Genomic DNA, 15,345 nt, shown 5'->3' with positions numbered 1-15,345 from the left:
CCCCGGACACGACGGAGCCCGCACCCCTCGGGGTGCGGGCTCCGTCGTGCGTGGGCTGGTCCGGGCGTGCCGCCTGCGTCAGGCGGCCCGCCCGGCCCGGATCACTTGAGGGTGACCGTGGCGCCGGCGCCCTCGAGGGCAGCCTTGGCCTTGTCGGCCGTCTCCTTGTTCGCGCCCTCCAGGACCGGCTTCGGCGCGCCGTCGACGAGGTCCTTGGCCTCCTTCAGGCCGAGGCTCGTGAGGGCACGCACCTCCTTGATGACCTGGATCTTCTTGTCACCGGCGGCCTCGAGGATGACGTCGAAGGAGTCCTTCTCCTCCTCGGCCGGGGCGTCGGCGGCGCCGCCGCCCGCGGGGGCGGCCACGGCCACGGCGGCCGGCGCGGCAGCGGTGACCTCGAAGACCTCCTCGAAGGCCTTCACGAACTCGGAGAGCTCGATGAGCGTGAGCTCCTTGAACGCGTCGATGAGCTCGTCGGTGGTGAGCTTCGCCATGGTGGCGGTTCCTTCCGTTCTGACCCGTCGTCCGGTGGTCGGCGACAGGGGGTGCTGGGGCTTGCTGGAGCTGCGGGCTGAGCGTCGGGCTCAGGCAGCGGTGTCGGACGACTCCTCGCGCTTGGCGCGCAGGGCCTCGACGGTGCGCACGGCCTGCGAGGCAGGAGCCGTGAACAGGTACGCGGCCTGGTAGAGCTTGGCCTTCATCGCGCCGGCCGCCTTGGCCAGCAGCACCTCGCGGGACTCGAGGTCCGCGAGCTTGGTGATCTCCTCCGCGGTCAGCGGGCGGCCGTCGAGGACGCCCCCCTTGATGACCAGCGCAGGGTTCGCACGGGCGAAGTCACGCAGACCCTTGGCCGCCTCGACCGGGTCACCGGTGACGAAGGCGATCGCCGACGGGCCCGCGAGCCCGTCGTCGAGGCCCTCGAGGCCGGCTTCCTTGGCCGCGATCGCGGTCAGCGTGTTCTTCACCACGGCGTACTGAGCGTTCCCGCCGAGCGCCTTGCGCAGCGTCTTGAGCTGCGCGACGGTGAGCCCGCGGTACTCGGTCAGCACGGCCGCGTTGGAGGCACGGAAGCGCTCCGTGATCTCCGCGACGGCGGCTGCCTTGTCCGGCCTCGCCATGGCATTCCTTCCGATCAGGGTGCCGCCGGCGTCTCCTGCCCCGACAAGCAGAAGAGCCCCGCGCAGGCGCGGGGCTCGGCAGGACGCGCGCGTCCGACGGGCACGCGCCGAGGGCACGTACGGTCGGACGGACGTCCGGTGAGTCTCGCCTGCGCAGGCCCCCGCTGTCGCGGAGCTTCGGCCGGTCCGACGAGCGGACCGACGACCGGCGGTCTTGGGCCGTACAAGCGTACGGCACGCCCGCAGCCCGACCAAATCGCGCCCGGGCCGTGCCCGGGCCCGTCCCGCCGCCTGCGCCCGCCGTGCGCCCGTGGACGGCGTGCAGGCCCCGCGCTCAGGCCGCGCCGTGCGCCCCGAACGTGCACCAGTTCACGAACCCGGCGGGCGCGTCGCGGTCCACCTCGGCACGTGCACCGTGCAGCGCCCGCGCCATCGTCTCCCCCGCCGCGAGCCGCGCGTGCAGGCCGCGCATGAGGTCGACGACCTCCACGTCCGGCACGGCGGCGATGCTCGCGACGACGCCCGCGGTACCGCGCGCGAGCACCGCGGACACGAGCCCGAGCACCTCGTCCCCGGCGTAGGCGACGTCGGCGCCCGAGTGGCAGGACGCCAGCACGAGGCGGCGCGGCGCCACGCCCGCGCGGTGCAGCTCCTGGACCGTGACGGGGCCGTCCGCCAGCACCACCGCCGAGAACATCGGGTTGTCCGCCCGTAGCGAGCCGTGGCAGGCGAGGTGCGCCAGGTCCGCACGGGCGATGGCGCGCACGACGCCGTCCGCGGTGCTCTCGCCCGCGCCGAGCACCACGGCGTCCGGGTGCATGCCGCGCAGCACGTCCACCTCCTCCTGCGCGCCCCGCAGCCCCGGACCGGCCACGAGGACGGCGCCGCCGCGGCCGTCGGGCGTGCGGGCGCGGGTGCGCGCCCACGCCGTGGCGGACGGCGCGAGCCCCACCGGCCCGTCGTGCAGCGCGGACCACGGCACCCCGTGCAGCAGGCCTACCGGGACGACGACCAGCTCGTCGCCCGGGTCGACGCCGAGCGGCGCGACCAGCAGCCGGCGCAGCACCGCCAGGCGCAGGTCGGCGCTGGTCCTCGCGGCCGCGGCGGCCGCCGCGCCGCGCGGGTCGACGAGCCGGCGCAGCGCGAACACGAGCGCGCGCAGCTGCTGCGCGACCTCGGCCTCGCACGGGCCGACGTCCACCAGGCGCGCGCCCCGCGCCCCCACCACGACGGCGACGAGGCGGCCGTCGTGGCGCCCGTACTCGACGAGGACCCGCCCGTCCAGAGCCGCGCGCAGGTCGCCGAGCCCGGGCACGCGGTGCGCCACGGGGCCGTCCGCGCCCACGTCCCGCAACCAGGCGGACCGTCGCGCCTCGGCGGCACGCTGCTCGTCCGCGACGATGACCGACCGTGCGGCCCGCGGACCGTCCGGGCCGCGCTCGTGGGACGGGTCGTCCACCGTACGCCCGGCCGGCCCGTCGCCCTCCGGGTCCGGCGCCACCGCCCGGTCCCCGTCGTCCACCGGCAGCCGGGCGAGCAGCGCGGCGGCGCGCGTCTGCTCCATCCAGCGCAGCACGCGCGCCGCGGACCCCTGCCGCACGACCACGTCGAGACCGAGCTCCCCGAGCTCGGCGCCGTGCCCGGACGCGAGCGCGCGCAGCTCCATGGTGGGCAGTGCGGCCCGGTGCCGCGCGAGGTCGCGCAACCCGGCACGGCACTCGCTCAGCACGGTGGCGTCCGCACCCACGTGCCGCGCCACGAGGGCGGCGGCCAGCCGTGCCCGCATCCGCACCGGGAGCGAGCCGCGGCGCCCGAGGTCCGCGGCCGACCGCAGCGCCGCCAGCGCCGGGCCGTCCAGCCCGAGCGACGCCGCGATGCGCCCCGACACCAGCGCCGCGCCCGCGGCCGCGGCGAGCTCGCCCGACGACTGCAGGCGCCGGGCCGCGCGCCGGGCGGCCGCGAGGTCGGCCGGCCCCACCGCGGACGCGCGCAGCCGCGCCTCCGCCGCGACCACCACGGCCCGGTCGTGCACCCCGGGGCGCCGCTGGGCCCGGGCACGGGCGCGCGCACGGTCCGCGTGCCGGGCCGCGCGCTCGGCGTCACCCGCGACGAGCAGCGTCTCCGCCAGCGAGATCTCGGCGTCGACCTCGACGAGGCCGGCCCCCGCCGTCGCGAGCTCCGCCAGGGCGCGCTCGCCGGCTGCCGCCGCCTCGGGCAGCAGGCGCATCTCGCGCATGGCGTCGGCGTACTCCACGTAGTACTCGGCCGACGACTGCCCGGCGGCCTCGGACGCACCCGCGGCGAGCTCCAGGTCGCGCAGGCCCGCCGACAGCCGGCCGGCCTGCACGTGCACGAGCGCCCGCGTCAGGTACGGCCACGACCGCAGCAGCGGGGACAGGCCCGCGGCAGCGGCGACGGCACGCTCGGCCCACCGCAGCGCCTCGTCGAAGTCGGCGCGCGCGACGAGCAGGACCGCGAGGTTGTTCGCGCCGCGCACCGCGTCCGGGCTGCCGCCCGGCACCTCGCGCAGGAACGCGCGGTACCGCGCCTCCGCCTCGACCAGCCGGCCCGCGTTGTGCTCCATGACGGCGAGCTGCAGCTGCACGCGCGCGTGCAGCGCACGGGCCTCGTCGCGGTCGCCCGCAGCCGCGCCCTCGGCCAGGGCGAGCGCGGCCTCGGCGTCCGCACGTGCGCGCGTCGTGCGCCCGCGCTCGAGCTCCGCGACGGACCTGCTCGCGAGCATCCAGGCCTCGAGCACCGGACGCTGCGCACGTGCGGCGACCGTGCGCGCCTCGTCGAGCAGCCGCACGGCGCCTGCCGGGTCGTTGGCGCGCCGCCGCAGCACCGCCTGCGCCCGCAGACCCCACGCGAGAGCCTCGGGGTCGCGTGCGCGACGGGCACGCGCCACGACGTCCGCCACCCGGGCGGGGAGGTCGTCGTCGGCGGCGTCGAGCGCCGCCTCGAGCGCGCGGGCGTCCGCGACGAGCGCCGCCTCCTCCGCCGGGGGCTCGACGGCGAGGTCTGCGGCCGAGGATGCTCCCTGCACCCTCGGATCCTAGAGCGCACGCCACCGGCGTCCGCGCCGGTGTATCAGACCGCGCGCTCACCGCTCCGCAGGGCGACCGCACCTCCCTGCGCACCGAGGAGAGCACCTACGTGACACGCTTCCCCGCCGACGACCGCACCGCCGGCCGCCCGTTCGGCGACGACTACGCCCGCCGCCGGATGGTGCCGCGCCCCGCTGCCGGGGCCGGCGCCGTCGCCGCCTTCGCCGCCGCGAGCCCCACGGGGCGCCGGGCCGAGCCGGAGGACGACGACGGGTACGTGCGGGCCCTCGTCGCGGACCTGTCCCCCGGCGACGCCGACGAGGCGGTCCTGCGCCGGCGCGAGGCGGTCGTCTCGCGGCTGCAGGACGGCTGGGCGCAGCGCAGCGCGCAGGAGCTCGACGTCGTGCGCAACCGGCACGGCGCCGACGTGTTCCCCGTGATCGGCGACCTGCTCATGGCCCCGGCCACCTGGGAGGACGTCCGCCGGCAGGCGGAGGCGGCGGGGCTCGAGCGCGTCCCGCTGGAGCACCCCGAGCTCGAGGGGCGGATCGTGCAGCTGCGCAGCACCGACCCGCGGCGTGCCCGCCGGCTGCACGGCCTCGTCTCCGCGCTGCGCTCGCGCGGGCACGCCGTCTCCATGTCGTACGTCACGCCGCTCGGCGGTCGGCCGATCATGAAGCCGAACTCGGGGGTGTTCGCGCCGCAGGTCGCCACGTTCGACGAGTACGTGGCGGAGGGCGAGGCGCACGGGCGCGGGGTCGTCGTCGCGGTCGTCGACACCGGCATCGCCGCGGACCGGCGCTCGGACGGCTGGCTGCGCGACGTCGTGCGGGTGGGTGCCGACGACCCCGGCACCCACGGGGACGACACGAACGTCGACCCGCTCGACGCCGAGCCCCACGACGGCTACCTCGACGTCTACGCCGGTCACGGCACGTTCGTCGCCGGCATCGTGCAGCAGGTGGCGCCCGGCGCCGAGATCCGCGTGCTCAAGGCGGTCGGCCCCGGCGGCGCAGGGTCGGAGCTCGACGTCGCCTGCGCGCTCATCCGCGCGGTGCGCGACGGCGCGCACGTCGTCAACCTCTCGCTCGGCACGCAGACGCTCTTCGACGAGCCGTCCCTGCCGCTCGCCGTCGCCCTCGACGTCGTGCGCGAGATCGAGGACGAGCGCGGCTGGGCCAGCGTGATCGTGGCGTCGGCGGGCAACTACGGCGACGACACCCCCACGTGGCCCGCCGCGTTCGGGCGGGTCGTGGCCGTCGGCGGCCTCACCCGCGACCTGCGTCCCACGACGTGGTCGAGCCACGGGTCCTGGGTGGACGTCTCCGCCGTCGGCGAGGGCATCCTGTCCACCTACGTGCCCGGACGGCAGAACCCGGCCTTCGCGGTCAGCGCGCAGGAGTTCGGCGACGACGCGTTCGCGCAGTGGGTGGGCACGTCGTTCGCGGCCCCCCAGGTCGCCGGGGCGATCGCCCGGACCATGACCGAGCTCGGGGTCGACGGCCCGGCCGCCGTGCACGCGCTGCTCGCCGCGGGCAAGCCCGTCGCCGGCTACGGCCGCGCCCTGCAGATCCTCCCGGGGGCCTAAGTGCTGGGCACGTGCCTCGTCGAGCGTCATGATGGCCTCCGGGACGCACCCGAGGGGCGAAGGAGGCGCGCGGTGAGCAGCCCGAGCGGCGAGGTGCTCTACGCCGACCGCACGACGTCCGAGCTCGTGGCGGGTGCGCTCACCGGCGACGAGATGTCGTGGGCCGAGATCGTGCGGCGGCACACGAGCCTCGTCATGGCGCGCGTGCGCCAGTTCCGCCTCACGCCGCAGCAGGCCGAGGACGTCGCGCAGACGGTCTGGCTCAACCTGCTCGAGCACCTCGCCGACCTGCGGGAGCCGGCGGCGCTCCCGGGGTGGATCGCCACCGCGACCCGTCACGAGTGCATCCGCGTGACGAACCTCAGCCGCCGCGCGGTGCCCGTCGACCCGACCACCGGGCGCTTCGACGTGCAGGACGACACCGAGCTCGACGAGGAGCTCCTGCGCGCCGAGCGGCACGCGGCCCTGCGCGCCGCTCTCGCCGAGCTGCCCCCGCACCAGCGCGAGCTGCTCCTCCTGCTGTCCACCGACCCGCCGCCGAGCTACCAGGAGGTCTCCGCGCGCCTCGGCATCCCGATCGGCTCCATCGGCCCGACCCGCCAGCGCGGACTCGCGCGCCTGCGCCGGACGGCCGCCCTCACGCACTACCTCGCGGCGCCCGGGCGCACCGCACTCGGCGAAGGAGGCCGCGATGTCCTGGCACTCGGATGACACGGCGGGCGACGCCCGTCCGCAGGAGCTGTGGCCCGACGACGACGCGCTCGCGCGAGAGCTCGCCGCGGCCCTCGAGGAGCAGGCGCTCCTGGAGCGCGTGACCGCCTCGGCGGGCACCGCGTTCTCGGTGCACCGCGGCGTCCTCGCGCTGCGCGAGCAGCTCGACACCGAGCTGTTCCTGCTGACGCTCGTGCACGACTCGAGCACCGAGGACCGCCTCGTCGCCGTGCGCGACCGCTCCGGGCAGCCGCCGCGCACCCTCGTCTTCGAGGGCGAGGGCGTGGGTGTCGAGGTCGAGGTGGGCGACCGCTCCGTCGAGGGGCAGCTCATCCCGCCCCGGCCCGGCCACGTCACGCTGCGCCGGCCGGACGGCGACCTCACCGGGGTCGACACCGACGAGGTCGGCTACTTCCGCCTCGACCTGCGACCGCACGGCCCGGTGCGGCTCGTGTGCACGAGCGACAGCGGCACCTGCGTCACGGAGTGGTTGTCCTGGTGACGCCGCCGCGGTGACGTCTGCGGACGCACGACGGCCCGGCACCCGCTCGGGGTGCCGGGCCGTCGCGACGAGGGGGACGGGCGTCAGGCCGCGTCCTCCTCCACGGTGAGGTTCCGCGTCTTGTTCTGGTCGAGCAGGATGCCCGGGCCGTTCGTCGTCGAGATGGTCGCCTTGGTGATGTAGCGACCCTTCGACGCCGCCGGCTTCAGACGCAGGATCTCGTCGAGCGCCGCCGCGTAGTTCTCCACCAGCTGCACGTCGGAGAACGACGTCTTGCCGATGATGAAGTGCAGGTTCGCGTGCCGGTCGACACGGAACTCGATCTTGCCGCCCTTGATGTCGGACACGGCCTTGGCCACGTCCATCGTCACGGTGCCGGTCTTCGGGTTCGGCATGAGGCCGCGGGGACCGAGGACCTTGCCGAGGCGGCCGACCTTGCCCATGAGGTCCGGCGTGGCGACCGCGGAGTCGAAGTCCGTGTAGCCGTCGGCGACCTTGGCGATGAGCTCGTCGCCGCCGACCTCGTCCGCACCCGCGGCGCGCGCCTGCTCGGCGCGCTCGCCGACGGCGAAGACGATGACGCGGGCGGTCTTGCCCGTGCCGTTGGGCAGGTTGACCGTGCCGCGGACCATCTGGTCCGCCTTGCGCGGGTCGACACCGAGGCGGAACACGACCTCGACGGTCGCGTCGTACTTCGTGGTGGACGTCGCCTGGGCGAGGCGCACGGCCTCGAGGGGGGCGTAGACGCGGCCCGGCTCGATCTTCTCGAGCGCGGAGCGGTACGCCTTGCTGTGCTTGGGCATCTGCCTGTTCTCCTGTCAGCAGTCGTGGTCGAACGGGCCGCACAGGGCCCTGCCACTGGGGTCGGCGCGGGCGGCTGCCCGGGCCGGGGTCGAGCGGGCGCTCAGTCCTGGACGGTGATGCCCATGGAGCGCGCGGTGCCGGCGATGATCTTCTCGGCGGCGGCGAGGTCGTTCGCGTTGAGGTCCTCGAGCTTGGTGCTCGCGATCTCGCGGACCTGGTCCTTCGTCAGCGACGCGACCTTGGTCGTGTGCGGCGTCGGCGAGCCCTTGGCCACGCCCGCGGCCTTCTTGATCAGCTCGGCGGCCGGCGGCGTCTTCGTGATGAAGGTGAACGAGCGGTCCTCGTACACCGTGATCTCGACGGGGATGACGTTGCCGCGCTGCGACTCGGTCGCCGCGTTGTACGCCTTGCAGAACTCCATGATGTTGACGCCGTGCTGACCCAGCGCCGGGCCGATGGGCGGCGCGGGGGTCGCGGCACCGGCGTTGATCTGGAGCTTGATCAGGCCGGTGACCTTCTTCTTGGGGGGCATGGTGCCTTCCGTTCGTGTCGTGGGCCGACGCCGTGGGCGATGACCCGGTTGCAGCCCCCGCAGCGCGGGGGCGGATCAGCAGGTCAGATCTTCGAGACCTGGCTGAAGGACAGCTCGACCGGGGTCTCCCGGCCGAAGAGCGAGACGAGGACCTTGAGCTTCTGGCTCTCGACGTTGATCTCGGAGATCGTCGCGGGCAGCGTGTCGAACGGGCCGCCGTCGGTGACGGTGACCGACTCGCCGACCGTGAAGTCGACCTCGACCGGCTTCGCGGCGGCCTTCGCGGCCTGCTGCGCGGGGGCCTTCGTCTCGAGCGAGGGCGCCAGCATCGAGAAGACCTCGTCGAGCGTCAGCGGCACCGGCTGGTGCGTGTGGCCGACGAAGCCGGTGACGCCCGGCGTGTGCCGGACGGCGCCCCACGACTCGTCGGTCAGGTCCATGCGGACGAGGACGTAGCCGGGGATCCGCACGCGCTTGACGACCTTGCGCTGCGCGTTCTTGATCTCGACGACCTCCTCCATGGGGACCTCCACCTGGTGGATGTAGTCCTCCATGTTGAGGGACTGCGTGCGCGACTCGAGGTTCGCCTTCACGCGGTTCTCGTACCCCGCGTAGGAGTGGATGACGTACCAGTCGCCGGGCAGGCTGCGCAGCTTCGCCTTGAAGGCCGCCACCGGGTCCTCGTCCGGGTCCGGGGCGTCGTCCTGGACGTCGCCACCGGTCGCGTCCGCGACGTCGTCGCCCGCGTCCTCGTCGGTCGCGACCTCCGCGCCGTCCTCGGCCGGCTCGTCGTCGACCTCGTGCCCGGGACCGGCGTCGACCGCCTCCACGGACGTCAGGGCGTCGGCCAGCTCGGCGTCGGCACCCGAGGTGGGCTCGTACGAGTCCTGCGACACGTGCAACCTGCTTTCTGAAGACGGTTCGTCCGGCGCGCGGGGCGGTGTGCGGCGGGCGCGCCGAGGGCGGTGGGGGCCGGCACGGGGCCGGCCGAGGTCACCCGAAGACGAGGAACGTGAGCCGACCGATGCCCAGGTCGACGAGCGTCACGAAGAGCATCACGACGGCGACGAAGACGAGCACGACGGTCGTGTAGGTGCCCAGCTCCTGGCGGGTCGGGCGCACGACCTTCTTCAGCTCGGCGACGACCTGGCGCACGAAGAGGGCGATCCGGGCGAACAGGCCCCGGCGGCTCTCCTCGCGGCGCGGCGACTCGCCCCGGCGCGGAGCCGAGCCCTCGGCGTCGGACGCCGCAGCGGCAGCGGTATCGCTCACGTCTGGCCCCTTGTCTCGTGACCGTCGGATGACGGTGTCCCGTGACGGCTCGGGTGCACCGCACCCGGGTCGATCGGACGCGCGAGCGGGCCGACGCGACGCGCCGGACCGTCCGGCGGTCCTGCTCGCGACCCGGACCGGACCTCGAGAAGCTCGACGGCCCGGACCGGTCCGCGTGCGCAGGGCAGACAGGACTCGAACCTGCAACCTGCGGTTTTGGAGACCGCTGCGCTACCAATTGCGCCACTGCCCTACGGCGGCCGCAGTGCGCCACGACGCGCCGGAGGCCCGTTCCCGGGCGTGGCTCATCATGGCGGACGTCAACCGCCGAGGCTCCACTGTACGCGACGCGCGCCGCTGGGTCGAACCGCCCGGTCGGACGCCCGAGGAGCGGGACGGAGAGCGGGGCGGGCGGCGGGGCGGGCGGCGGGACGGGCAGCGCGACGGACAGCCGCACCGACACCCGCAGGGACCCCGCACCGGACGGTGGAATCGGGCGGACGGCGGCGGGTGCCTCTGCCAGGATGGCCGGGTGAGCGAGCAGAGCACCACGACGACGACGTCCGCCCGTGCGCGCGTGTCCGCGCGCCTCGCCGCCATCGCGGAGTCCGCCACGCTGGCGGTCGACGCGCGGGCGAAGGCCCTCAAGGCCGCCGGCCGGCCGGTCATCGGCTTCGGCGCCGGAGAGCCGGACTTCCCCACGCCCGGCTACGTCGTCGAGGCCGCCGTCGCCGCCGCGCAGGACCCGGTGAACCACCGCTACTCCCCCGCGGCCGGCCTGCCCGCGCTGCGGGAGGCGATCGCGGCGAAGACGGAGCGCGACTCCGGGTACGCCGTCCGCCCCGCCGACGTCCTGGTCACCAACGGCGGCAAGCAGGCGGTCTTCCAGGCGTTCGCCGCGGTGCTCGACCCGGGCGACGAGGTGCTCCTGCCCGCGCCCTACTGGACCACGTACCCGGAGGCGATCCGGCTCGCCGGCGCCGAGCCGGTCGAGGTGTTCGCCGGCGTCGAGCAGGGCTACCTCGTGACGGTCGAGCAGCTCGAGGCGGCCCGCACCCCGCGGACCAAGGCGCTGCTGTTCAACTCGCCGTCCAACCCGACGGGCGCCGTCTACTCCCCCGAGCAGACCGCGGAGATCGGGCGCTGGGCGCTCGAGCACGGCATCTGGGTGATCACCGACGAGATCTACGAGCACCTGACGTACGACGACGCCGTCTTCACGCCGGTCGTGCGCGCCGTGCCCGAGCTCGCGGACACGACGATCGTGCTCAACGGCGTCGCGAAGACGTACGCGATGACCGGCTGGCGCGTGGGCTGGATGATCGGCCCCGCGGACGTCGTCAAGGCGGCCACCAACCTCCAGTCGCACCTGACGTCGAACGTCGCCAACGTCTCCCAGCGCGCGGCCGTCGCCGCCCTCACGGGCGACCTGTCCGCGGTGGACGAGATGCGGTCCGCGTTCGACCGGCGCCGCCGTCGGATGGTCGAGATGCTGAACGCGATCGACGGCGTGCGCTGCCCCGCGCCCCAGGGCGCGTTCTACGCCTACCCGTCCGTCGAGGGCGTGCTCGGGCGCACGATCCGCGGCCGCACCCCCACGACGTCGGCCGAGCTGGCGGAGCTCGTCCTCGAGGAGGCGGAGGTCGCGGTCGTGCCCGGTGAGGCCTTCGGGCCGAGCGGGTACCTGCGGCTGTCGTACGCGCTCGGGGACGACGACCTGGTCGAGGGCGTCTCGCGCATCCAGGCGCTGCTCGCCGAGGCGCGCTGACGCCACCGCTCCCGCGACCACGGGGCGTCGACCGCGCGGCGGTCGGCGCCCCGTCGTCGTCCCCGGGGGCGGCGTGACGGCGGACGCGCCCGTCCACCGGTCGGTGGACGGGCGGCACCGCCGGGTGGTCGTCCCGCGGCGGGGCGCCCACCGCCGACGCTGGTGCCATGACGACGACGACCGGCAGCCCCGCCGTCGAGGTGCGCGGGCTGCGGAAGACCTACGGCGCCAGGCGCGCCGTCGACGGGCTCGACCTGCGCGTCGAGCACGGGGAGATCGTGGCCCTGCTCGGGCCGAACGGGGCGGGCAAGACGACGACCGTCGAGACGCTCGAGGGGTTCCGTCGCGCCGACGCGGGCCACGTGCGCGTGCTCGGCGAGGACCCCGCGAGCGCGGGACGCGCTTGGCGGGCTCGCCTCGGCGTCGTCCTGCAGTCCACCGAGGACCTCGCGGAGGCGACGGTGCGCGAGTTCGTCCACCACGTCGCGACGTTCTACCCCGCGCCGCGCGACCCCGAGGAGGTCATCGACGCCGTCGGCCTGCGCGAGAAGGCCGGCACGCGCGCGCGGCAGCTCTCCGGCGGGCAGCGGCGGCGCCTGGACGTGGCGCTCGGCGTCGTCGGCGACCCCGAGCTGCTGTTCCTCGACGAGCCGACGACCGGGTTCGACCCGCAGGCGCGCCTGGAGTTCTGGGAGCTGGTCGAGCGGCTGCGCGACGAGGGCACGACCATCCTGCTGACGACGCACTACCTGGACGAGGCCGAGCGGCTCGCCGACCGGGTGGTCGTGGTCGCCGGCGGTCGCGTCGTCGCGGAGGGGCCGCCCGCGGACCTGGGCGGACGCACCGCCCGCCGGGCGCGCGTGCGCTGGACCGCCGACGGCGTCGTCCACGAGGAGGCCACCGACACCCCGACCGCGCTCGTCGCGCGCCTCGCCGAGCGGTTCGGGGAGGTGCCGGGGCTGCAGGTGCTGCGCCCCTCTCTCGAGGACGTCTACCTCGAGCTCATCGGCGAGGTGCCGACGCTCGGCGCCGCTGCCCCCGCCCCCGCCGACGTCCTGGAGGTGTCCCGATGACCGCCACCGCCCCCGTGCGCGACCGCGCCCACGGCAGCCCGCGCCCCGCGGGCACGCCCGCACCCCGCCTGCCCGGCCTGCTGCGCCTCGCCCTCGCCCGCACGGCGTGGGAGGTGCGCGCCTTCACCCGCGAGCGCGACGCGGTCGTGTTCGTCTTCCTCTACCCCGTGCTGATGCTGGCGATCTTCGCGACCGTCTTCGGGCGGGACGACGAGGTCCTCGCCGGCTCCGGGGTGACGTTCCCGCAGTACTTCCTGCCCGGCATGGTCGCCACCGGGGTGATGCTGTCGAGCTTCCAGACGCTCGCGATCTCCGTGGCGGTCGAGCGGGACGACGGGACGCTCAAGCGGCTGCGGGCCACGCCGCTGCCCGCGGCGGGGTACTTCCTCGGCAAGACCGGGCAGGTGCTCGTGACGACGGGTGCGCAGACGGCCCTGCTGCTGCTCGTGGCCGCGCTCGTCTTCGACGTCCCGCTGCCCGACGACGCGGCGCGCTGGTGGACGTTCGCCTGGGTGGCGGTGCTCGGTGGCGCCGCGGGCGCGGTGTGCGGCGTCGCGTTCTCGTCCGTGCCGCGCTCGGGCCGGTCCGTGACCGCGGTGGTGACGCCGGTCGTGCTCGTGCTGCAGTTCATCTCGGGCGTGTTCTTCCGGTTCGACGAGCTGCCGTCGTGGATGCAGCAGGTCGCGGGCCTGTTCCCGCTCAAGTGGCTGGTGCAGGGCATGCGCTCGGTGTTCCTGCCGGACGAGGCCCAGGTGCTGGAGCCGTCGGGCTCGTGGCAGCACGGGCTGACGGCGGCGGTGCTGGCCGCCTGGCTCGTCGCCGGGCTGCTCGTCGGGGTCCGGACGTTCCGCTGGCGGCGCCGGGACGACGGGTGAGCGCAGGGGCGACGCGCGTGGCCGGTCGTCCGCCGGGTGCTCCCGGCGGCGGCCGGCCGCGGCGTGAGAGGGTCGCGTCATGAGCGCCTCCGCTCCCCCGCCGGCCGCGGACGCGTCCGAGGACGAGGGCGTCGACCGGCACGGCTTCTGGCTGCGCACCCTGCGCACGTGGGACCTGTTCTTCGTCGCCATGGTCGGCGTGTACAGCGTCGCCGTCGTGGTCGACCCCATGCCGACCGGCCGCACGGTCCTCGCGCTCGTCCACGTCGCCGTGCTCGTGGTCGCCTACGTCGTCCTGGGGCGCGGGGCCGCGCTGCGCGGCGACGCGCGCCGGGCCGACGCCTACCTCGCCGTCCTCGTGGTCGTGCTCGTCGTCCAGGTCGGGCTGGGCGGCATCGGCAGCGTGCTGCTGTTCGTCGCGTACTCCCACATCTGGTTCTTCAGCCGCCGCCGCGTGGCGGGCGTGCTGTGGAGCGTCGCGCTGACCGTCGGCGTCACGGTGTCGGGGGCCACCCGGCTGCGGCCCGACGGCGCGGGCCTGGCGGAGATCGCGGGCCAGTCCGCGGTCGCGCTCGTGTTCGCGATCGTCCTGGGCCTGTGGATCACGCAGGTCGCGGAGCAGAGCGAGGAGCGCGCGTACCTGCTCGAGGAGCTGCGCGCCGCGCAGGACGAGCTCGCGGCGTCGCACCACGCGGCCGGCGTGCTCGCGGAGCGGGCGCGGCTCGCCGGGGAGATCCACGACACGCTCGCGCAGGGCTTCACCTCGGTCGTCATGCTCGCGCAGGCGGCGTCGGCGGAGCTGGACCACGGCCGGGCGGCCCAGGCCCGCACCCGGCTCGGCCACATCGAGGACGTCGCGCGGGACAACCTGGCGGAGGCGCGCGCGCTCGTCGCGGCGTTCGCCCCGCCCGGGCTCGACGACGGCGGGCTGGCCGCCGCGGTGCGCCGGCTCGCCCAGCGGTTCGGGGAGGAGACCGGGGTGCGCGTGCACGTCGAGGACGTGACGGACGACGGCATCGGGCGCGAGCAGCAGGTCGTGCTGCTGCGCGCGGCGCAGGAGGCGCTCGCGAACGTCCGCAAGCACGCCGGGGCGTCCGCCGTCACGCTGCGCCTGGCCCGCACGGGCGACGACGTCGTGCTCGAGGTCGTCGACGACGGCGCGGGCCTGGCGCCGGGGACGGCCGAGGGCAACGGCCTGCGGGGCATGCGCGCCCGCGTGGACGCCGCCGGCGGTGCGCTGGACGTGACCGGCACGCCGGGGGCGGGCACCCGCGTGCGTCTGCGCGTGCCCGCCCCGCCGGAGGACCTCCCGGCGACGACCACCGCCGTCCACCCCCCGCACCCGCAGGAGCAGCAGTGAGCACCGTCCGCGTCCTCGTCGCCGACGACCACCCCGTCGTGCGCTCCGGGCTCTCGGGCCTGCTCGCGCTGGAGCCCGACGTCGAGGTCGTCGGCGAGGCCGGGGACGGCGAGGAGGCGGTCGCCCTGGCGACGTCGCTGCGCCCGGACCTCGTCCTCATGGACCTGCGCATGCCGCGGACGGACGGTGCCGACGCCACGGCGCGCATCGTCGCGACGCTGCCCGGGGTGCGCGTGCTCGTGCTGACGACCTACGAGACCGACACCGACATCCTGCGCGCCGTGGAGGCAGGTGCGACGGGGTACCTGCTCAAGGACACGCCCCGTGAGCAGCTCGTCGCGGGCGTGCGCGCCGCGGCCCGCGGGGAGTCCGCGCTGTCGCCGTCGGTCGCACGCCGGCTCGTCCAGCAGGTGCGCGGCGACACCGGCGAGCGCCTCACGCCGCGCGAGCGCGAGGTCCTGGCGGGCGTCGCGCGCGGGCTGTCGAACGCCGCCATCGGGCGCGAGCTGTTCATCACGGAGGCGACCGTCAAGACGCACCTGCTGCGCGCGTTCGCCAAGCTCGGGGTGGACGACCGCACGCGCGCCGTCACGGTCGCGATCGAGCGCGGGATCCTCCCCGGGGCCTGAGTGCGCCCGCCGCCCGACCGCACGGGTGACGAGGGGCGGGACGAACCGGGACGACCTTCACCCACT

At 75.6% G+C, this 15,345-nt stretch carries 15 protein-coding genes and 1 tRNA gene; 8 read left to right on the top strand and 8 right to left on the bottom strand.

Translation table 11 applies throughout. The features are described from left to right. Positions 1 to 101: 101 nt before the first annotated feature. From rplL to GC089_RS04510, 3 genes are all read right to left on the bottom strand, one after another. Complete coding sequence (gene rplL, locus GC089_RS04520; RefSeq protein WP_155376647.1) at positions 102 to 494, bottom strand: 50S ribosomal protein L7/L12; 393 nt, start codon at positions 492 to 494, stop codon at positions 102 to 104. Positions 495 to 584: 90 nt separating this feature from the next. Continuing rightward, positions 585 to 1,118, bottom strand: a complete 534-nt coding sequence (gene rplJ / locus GC089_RS04515) for a 50S ribosomal protein L10 (RefSeq protein ID WP_155376646.1) — start codon at positions 1,116 to 1,118, stop codon at positions 585 to 587. A 334-nt stretch (positions 1,119 to 1,452) separates the two neighbouring features. After that, on the bottom strand, positions 1,453 to 4,164 hold the full coding sequence (locus GC089_RS04510) for a CHAT domain-containing protein (protein ID WP_155376645.1): 2,712 nt from the start codon (positions 4,162 to 4,164) through the stop codon (positions 1,453 to 1,455). Between GC089_RS04510 and GC089_RS04505 the strand changes: the two genes are divergently transcribed. The 3 genes from GC089_RS04505 to GC089_RS04495 all read left to right on the top strand — a co-directional run bounded on the left by GC089_RS04505 (position 4,152) and on the right by GC089_RS04495 (position 6,966). Further along, entirely contained in the window at positions 4,152 to 5,753 is a 1,602-nt protein-coding gene (locus GC089_RS04505; RefSeq protein ID WP_155376644.1) for a S8 family serine peptidase, read from the top strand. The two genes, GC089_RS04510 and GC089_RS04505, sit on opposite strands and share 13 nt — an antisense overlap. Positions 5,754 to 5,825: 72 nt before the next feature. Then, a complete protein-coding gene (locus GC089_RS04500) occupies positions 5,826 to 6,464 on the top strand; it encodes an RNA polymerase sigma factor (RefSeq protein ID WP_230685057.1) in 639 nt (212 codons plus the stop codon). Then, positions 6,445 to 6,966, top strand: coding sequence for a hypothetical protein (locus GC089_RS04495; RefSeq protein ID WP_155376643.1), 522 nt, complete (start codon positions 6,445 to 6,447; stop codon positions 6,964 to 6,966). Before GC089_RS04500 ends, GC089_RS04495 begins: the two co-directional genes overlap by 20 nt. Before the next feature lie 83 nt (positions 6,967 to 7,049). Here GC089_RS04495 and rplA read toward each other — a convergent pair whose 3' ends face one another. The 5 genes from rplA to GC089_RS04470 all read right to left on the bottom strand — a co-directional run bounded on the left by rplA (position 7,050) and on the right by GC089_RS04470 (position 9,827). Continuing rightward, positions 7,050 to 7,769, bottom strand: coding sequence for a 50S ribosomal protein L1 (gene rplA, locus GC089_RS04490; RefSeq protein ID WP_136519159.1), 720 nt, complete (start codon positions 7,767 to 7,769; stop codon positions 7,050 to 7,052). Positions 7,770 to 7,870: 101 nt separating this feature from the next. Continuing rightward, the gene (gene rplK, locus GC089_RS04485) at positions 7,871 to 8,302 is read right to left on the bottom strand and encodes a 50S ribosomal protein L11 (protein WP_155376642.1); all 432 of its coding nucleotides are present in this window, start codon (positions 8,300 to 8,302) and stop codon (positions 7,871 to 7,873) included. Positions 8,303 to 8,385: 83 nt separating this feature from the next. After that, a complete protein-coding gene (gene nusG / locus GC089_RS04480; RefSeq protein WP_155376641.1) occupies positions 8,386 to 9,198 on the bottom strand; it encodes a transcription termination/antitermination protein NusG in 813 nt (270 codons plus the stop codon). Between the two features lie 97 nt (positions 9,199 to 9,295). After that, entirely contained in the window at positions 9,296 to 9,574 is a 279-nt protein-coding gene (gene secE, locus GC089_RS04475) for a preprotein translocase subunit SecE (protein WP_155376640.1), read from the bottom strand. Positions 9,575 to 9,754: 180 nt separating this feature from the next. Beyond that, a tRNA-Trp gene (locus GC089_RS04470) sits at positions 9,755 to 9,827 on the bottom strand. A gap of 279 nt (positions 9,828 to 10,106) precedes the next feature. Here GC089_RS04470 and GC089_RS04465 point away from each other — a divergent pair. The 5 genes from GC089_RS04465 (at position 10,107) to GC089_RS04445 (ending at position 15,279) form a co-directional block, all read left to right on the top strand. Then, positions 10,107 to 11,342, top strand: a complete 1,236-nt coding sequence (locus GC089_RS04465) for a pyridoxal phosphate-dependent aminotransferase (RefSeq protein WP_196250822.1) — start codon at positions 10,107 to 10,109, stop codon at positions 11,340 to 11,342. 167 nt (positions 11,343 to 11,509) lie between these two features. Beyond that, positions 11,510 to 12,415, top strand: coding sequence for an ABC transporter ATP-binding protein (locus tag GC089_RS04460; RefSeq protein WP_155376638.1), 906 nt, complete (start codon positions 11,510 to 11,512; stop codon positions 12,413 to 12,415). Further along, entirely contained in the window at positions 12,412 to 13,290 is an 879-nt protein-coding gene (locus GC089_RS04455; RefSeq protein ID WP_155376637.1) for an ABC transporter permease, read from the top strand. The genes GC089_RS04460 and GC089_RS04455 overlap by 4 nt, the downstream gene beginning before the upstream one ends. Before the next feature lie 79 nt (positions 13,291 to 13,369). Continuing rightward, positions 13,370 to 14,650, top strand: coding sequence for a sensor histidine kinase (locus GC089_RS04450; RefSeq protein WP_155376636.1), 1,281 nt, complete (start codon positions 13,370 to 13,372; stop codon positions 14,648 to 14,650). Further along, positions 14,647 to 15,279 carry a response regulator transcription factor gene (locus tag GC089_RS04445; protein WP_155376635.1) on the top strand — a complete coding sequence of 211 codons (633 nt, stop codon included), beginning with the start codon at positions 14,647 to 14,649 and terminating at the stop codon, positions 15,277 to 15,279. The genes GC089_RS04450 and GC089_RS04445 overlap by 4 nt, the downstream gene beginning before the upstream one ends. Positions 15,280 to 15,345: the final 66 nt, after the last annotated feature.

Origin of the sequence: Cellulomonas sp. JZ18, from assembly GCF_009720485.1 — a bacterium.
Classification (GTDB): Bacteria; Actinomycetota; Actinomycetes; order Actinomycetales; family Cellulomonadaceae; genus Cellulomonas.
Note: the sequence above shows the minus strand (reverse complement) of the source record. Positions and strands in the feature narration are given on the sequence as shown.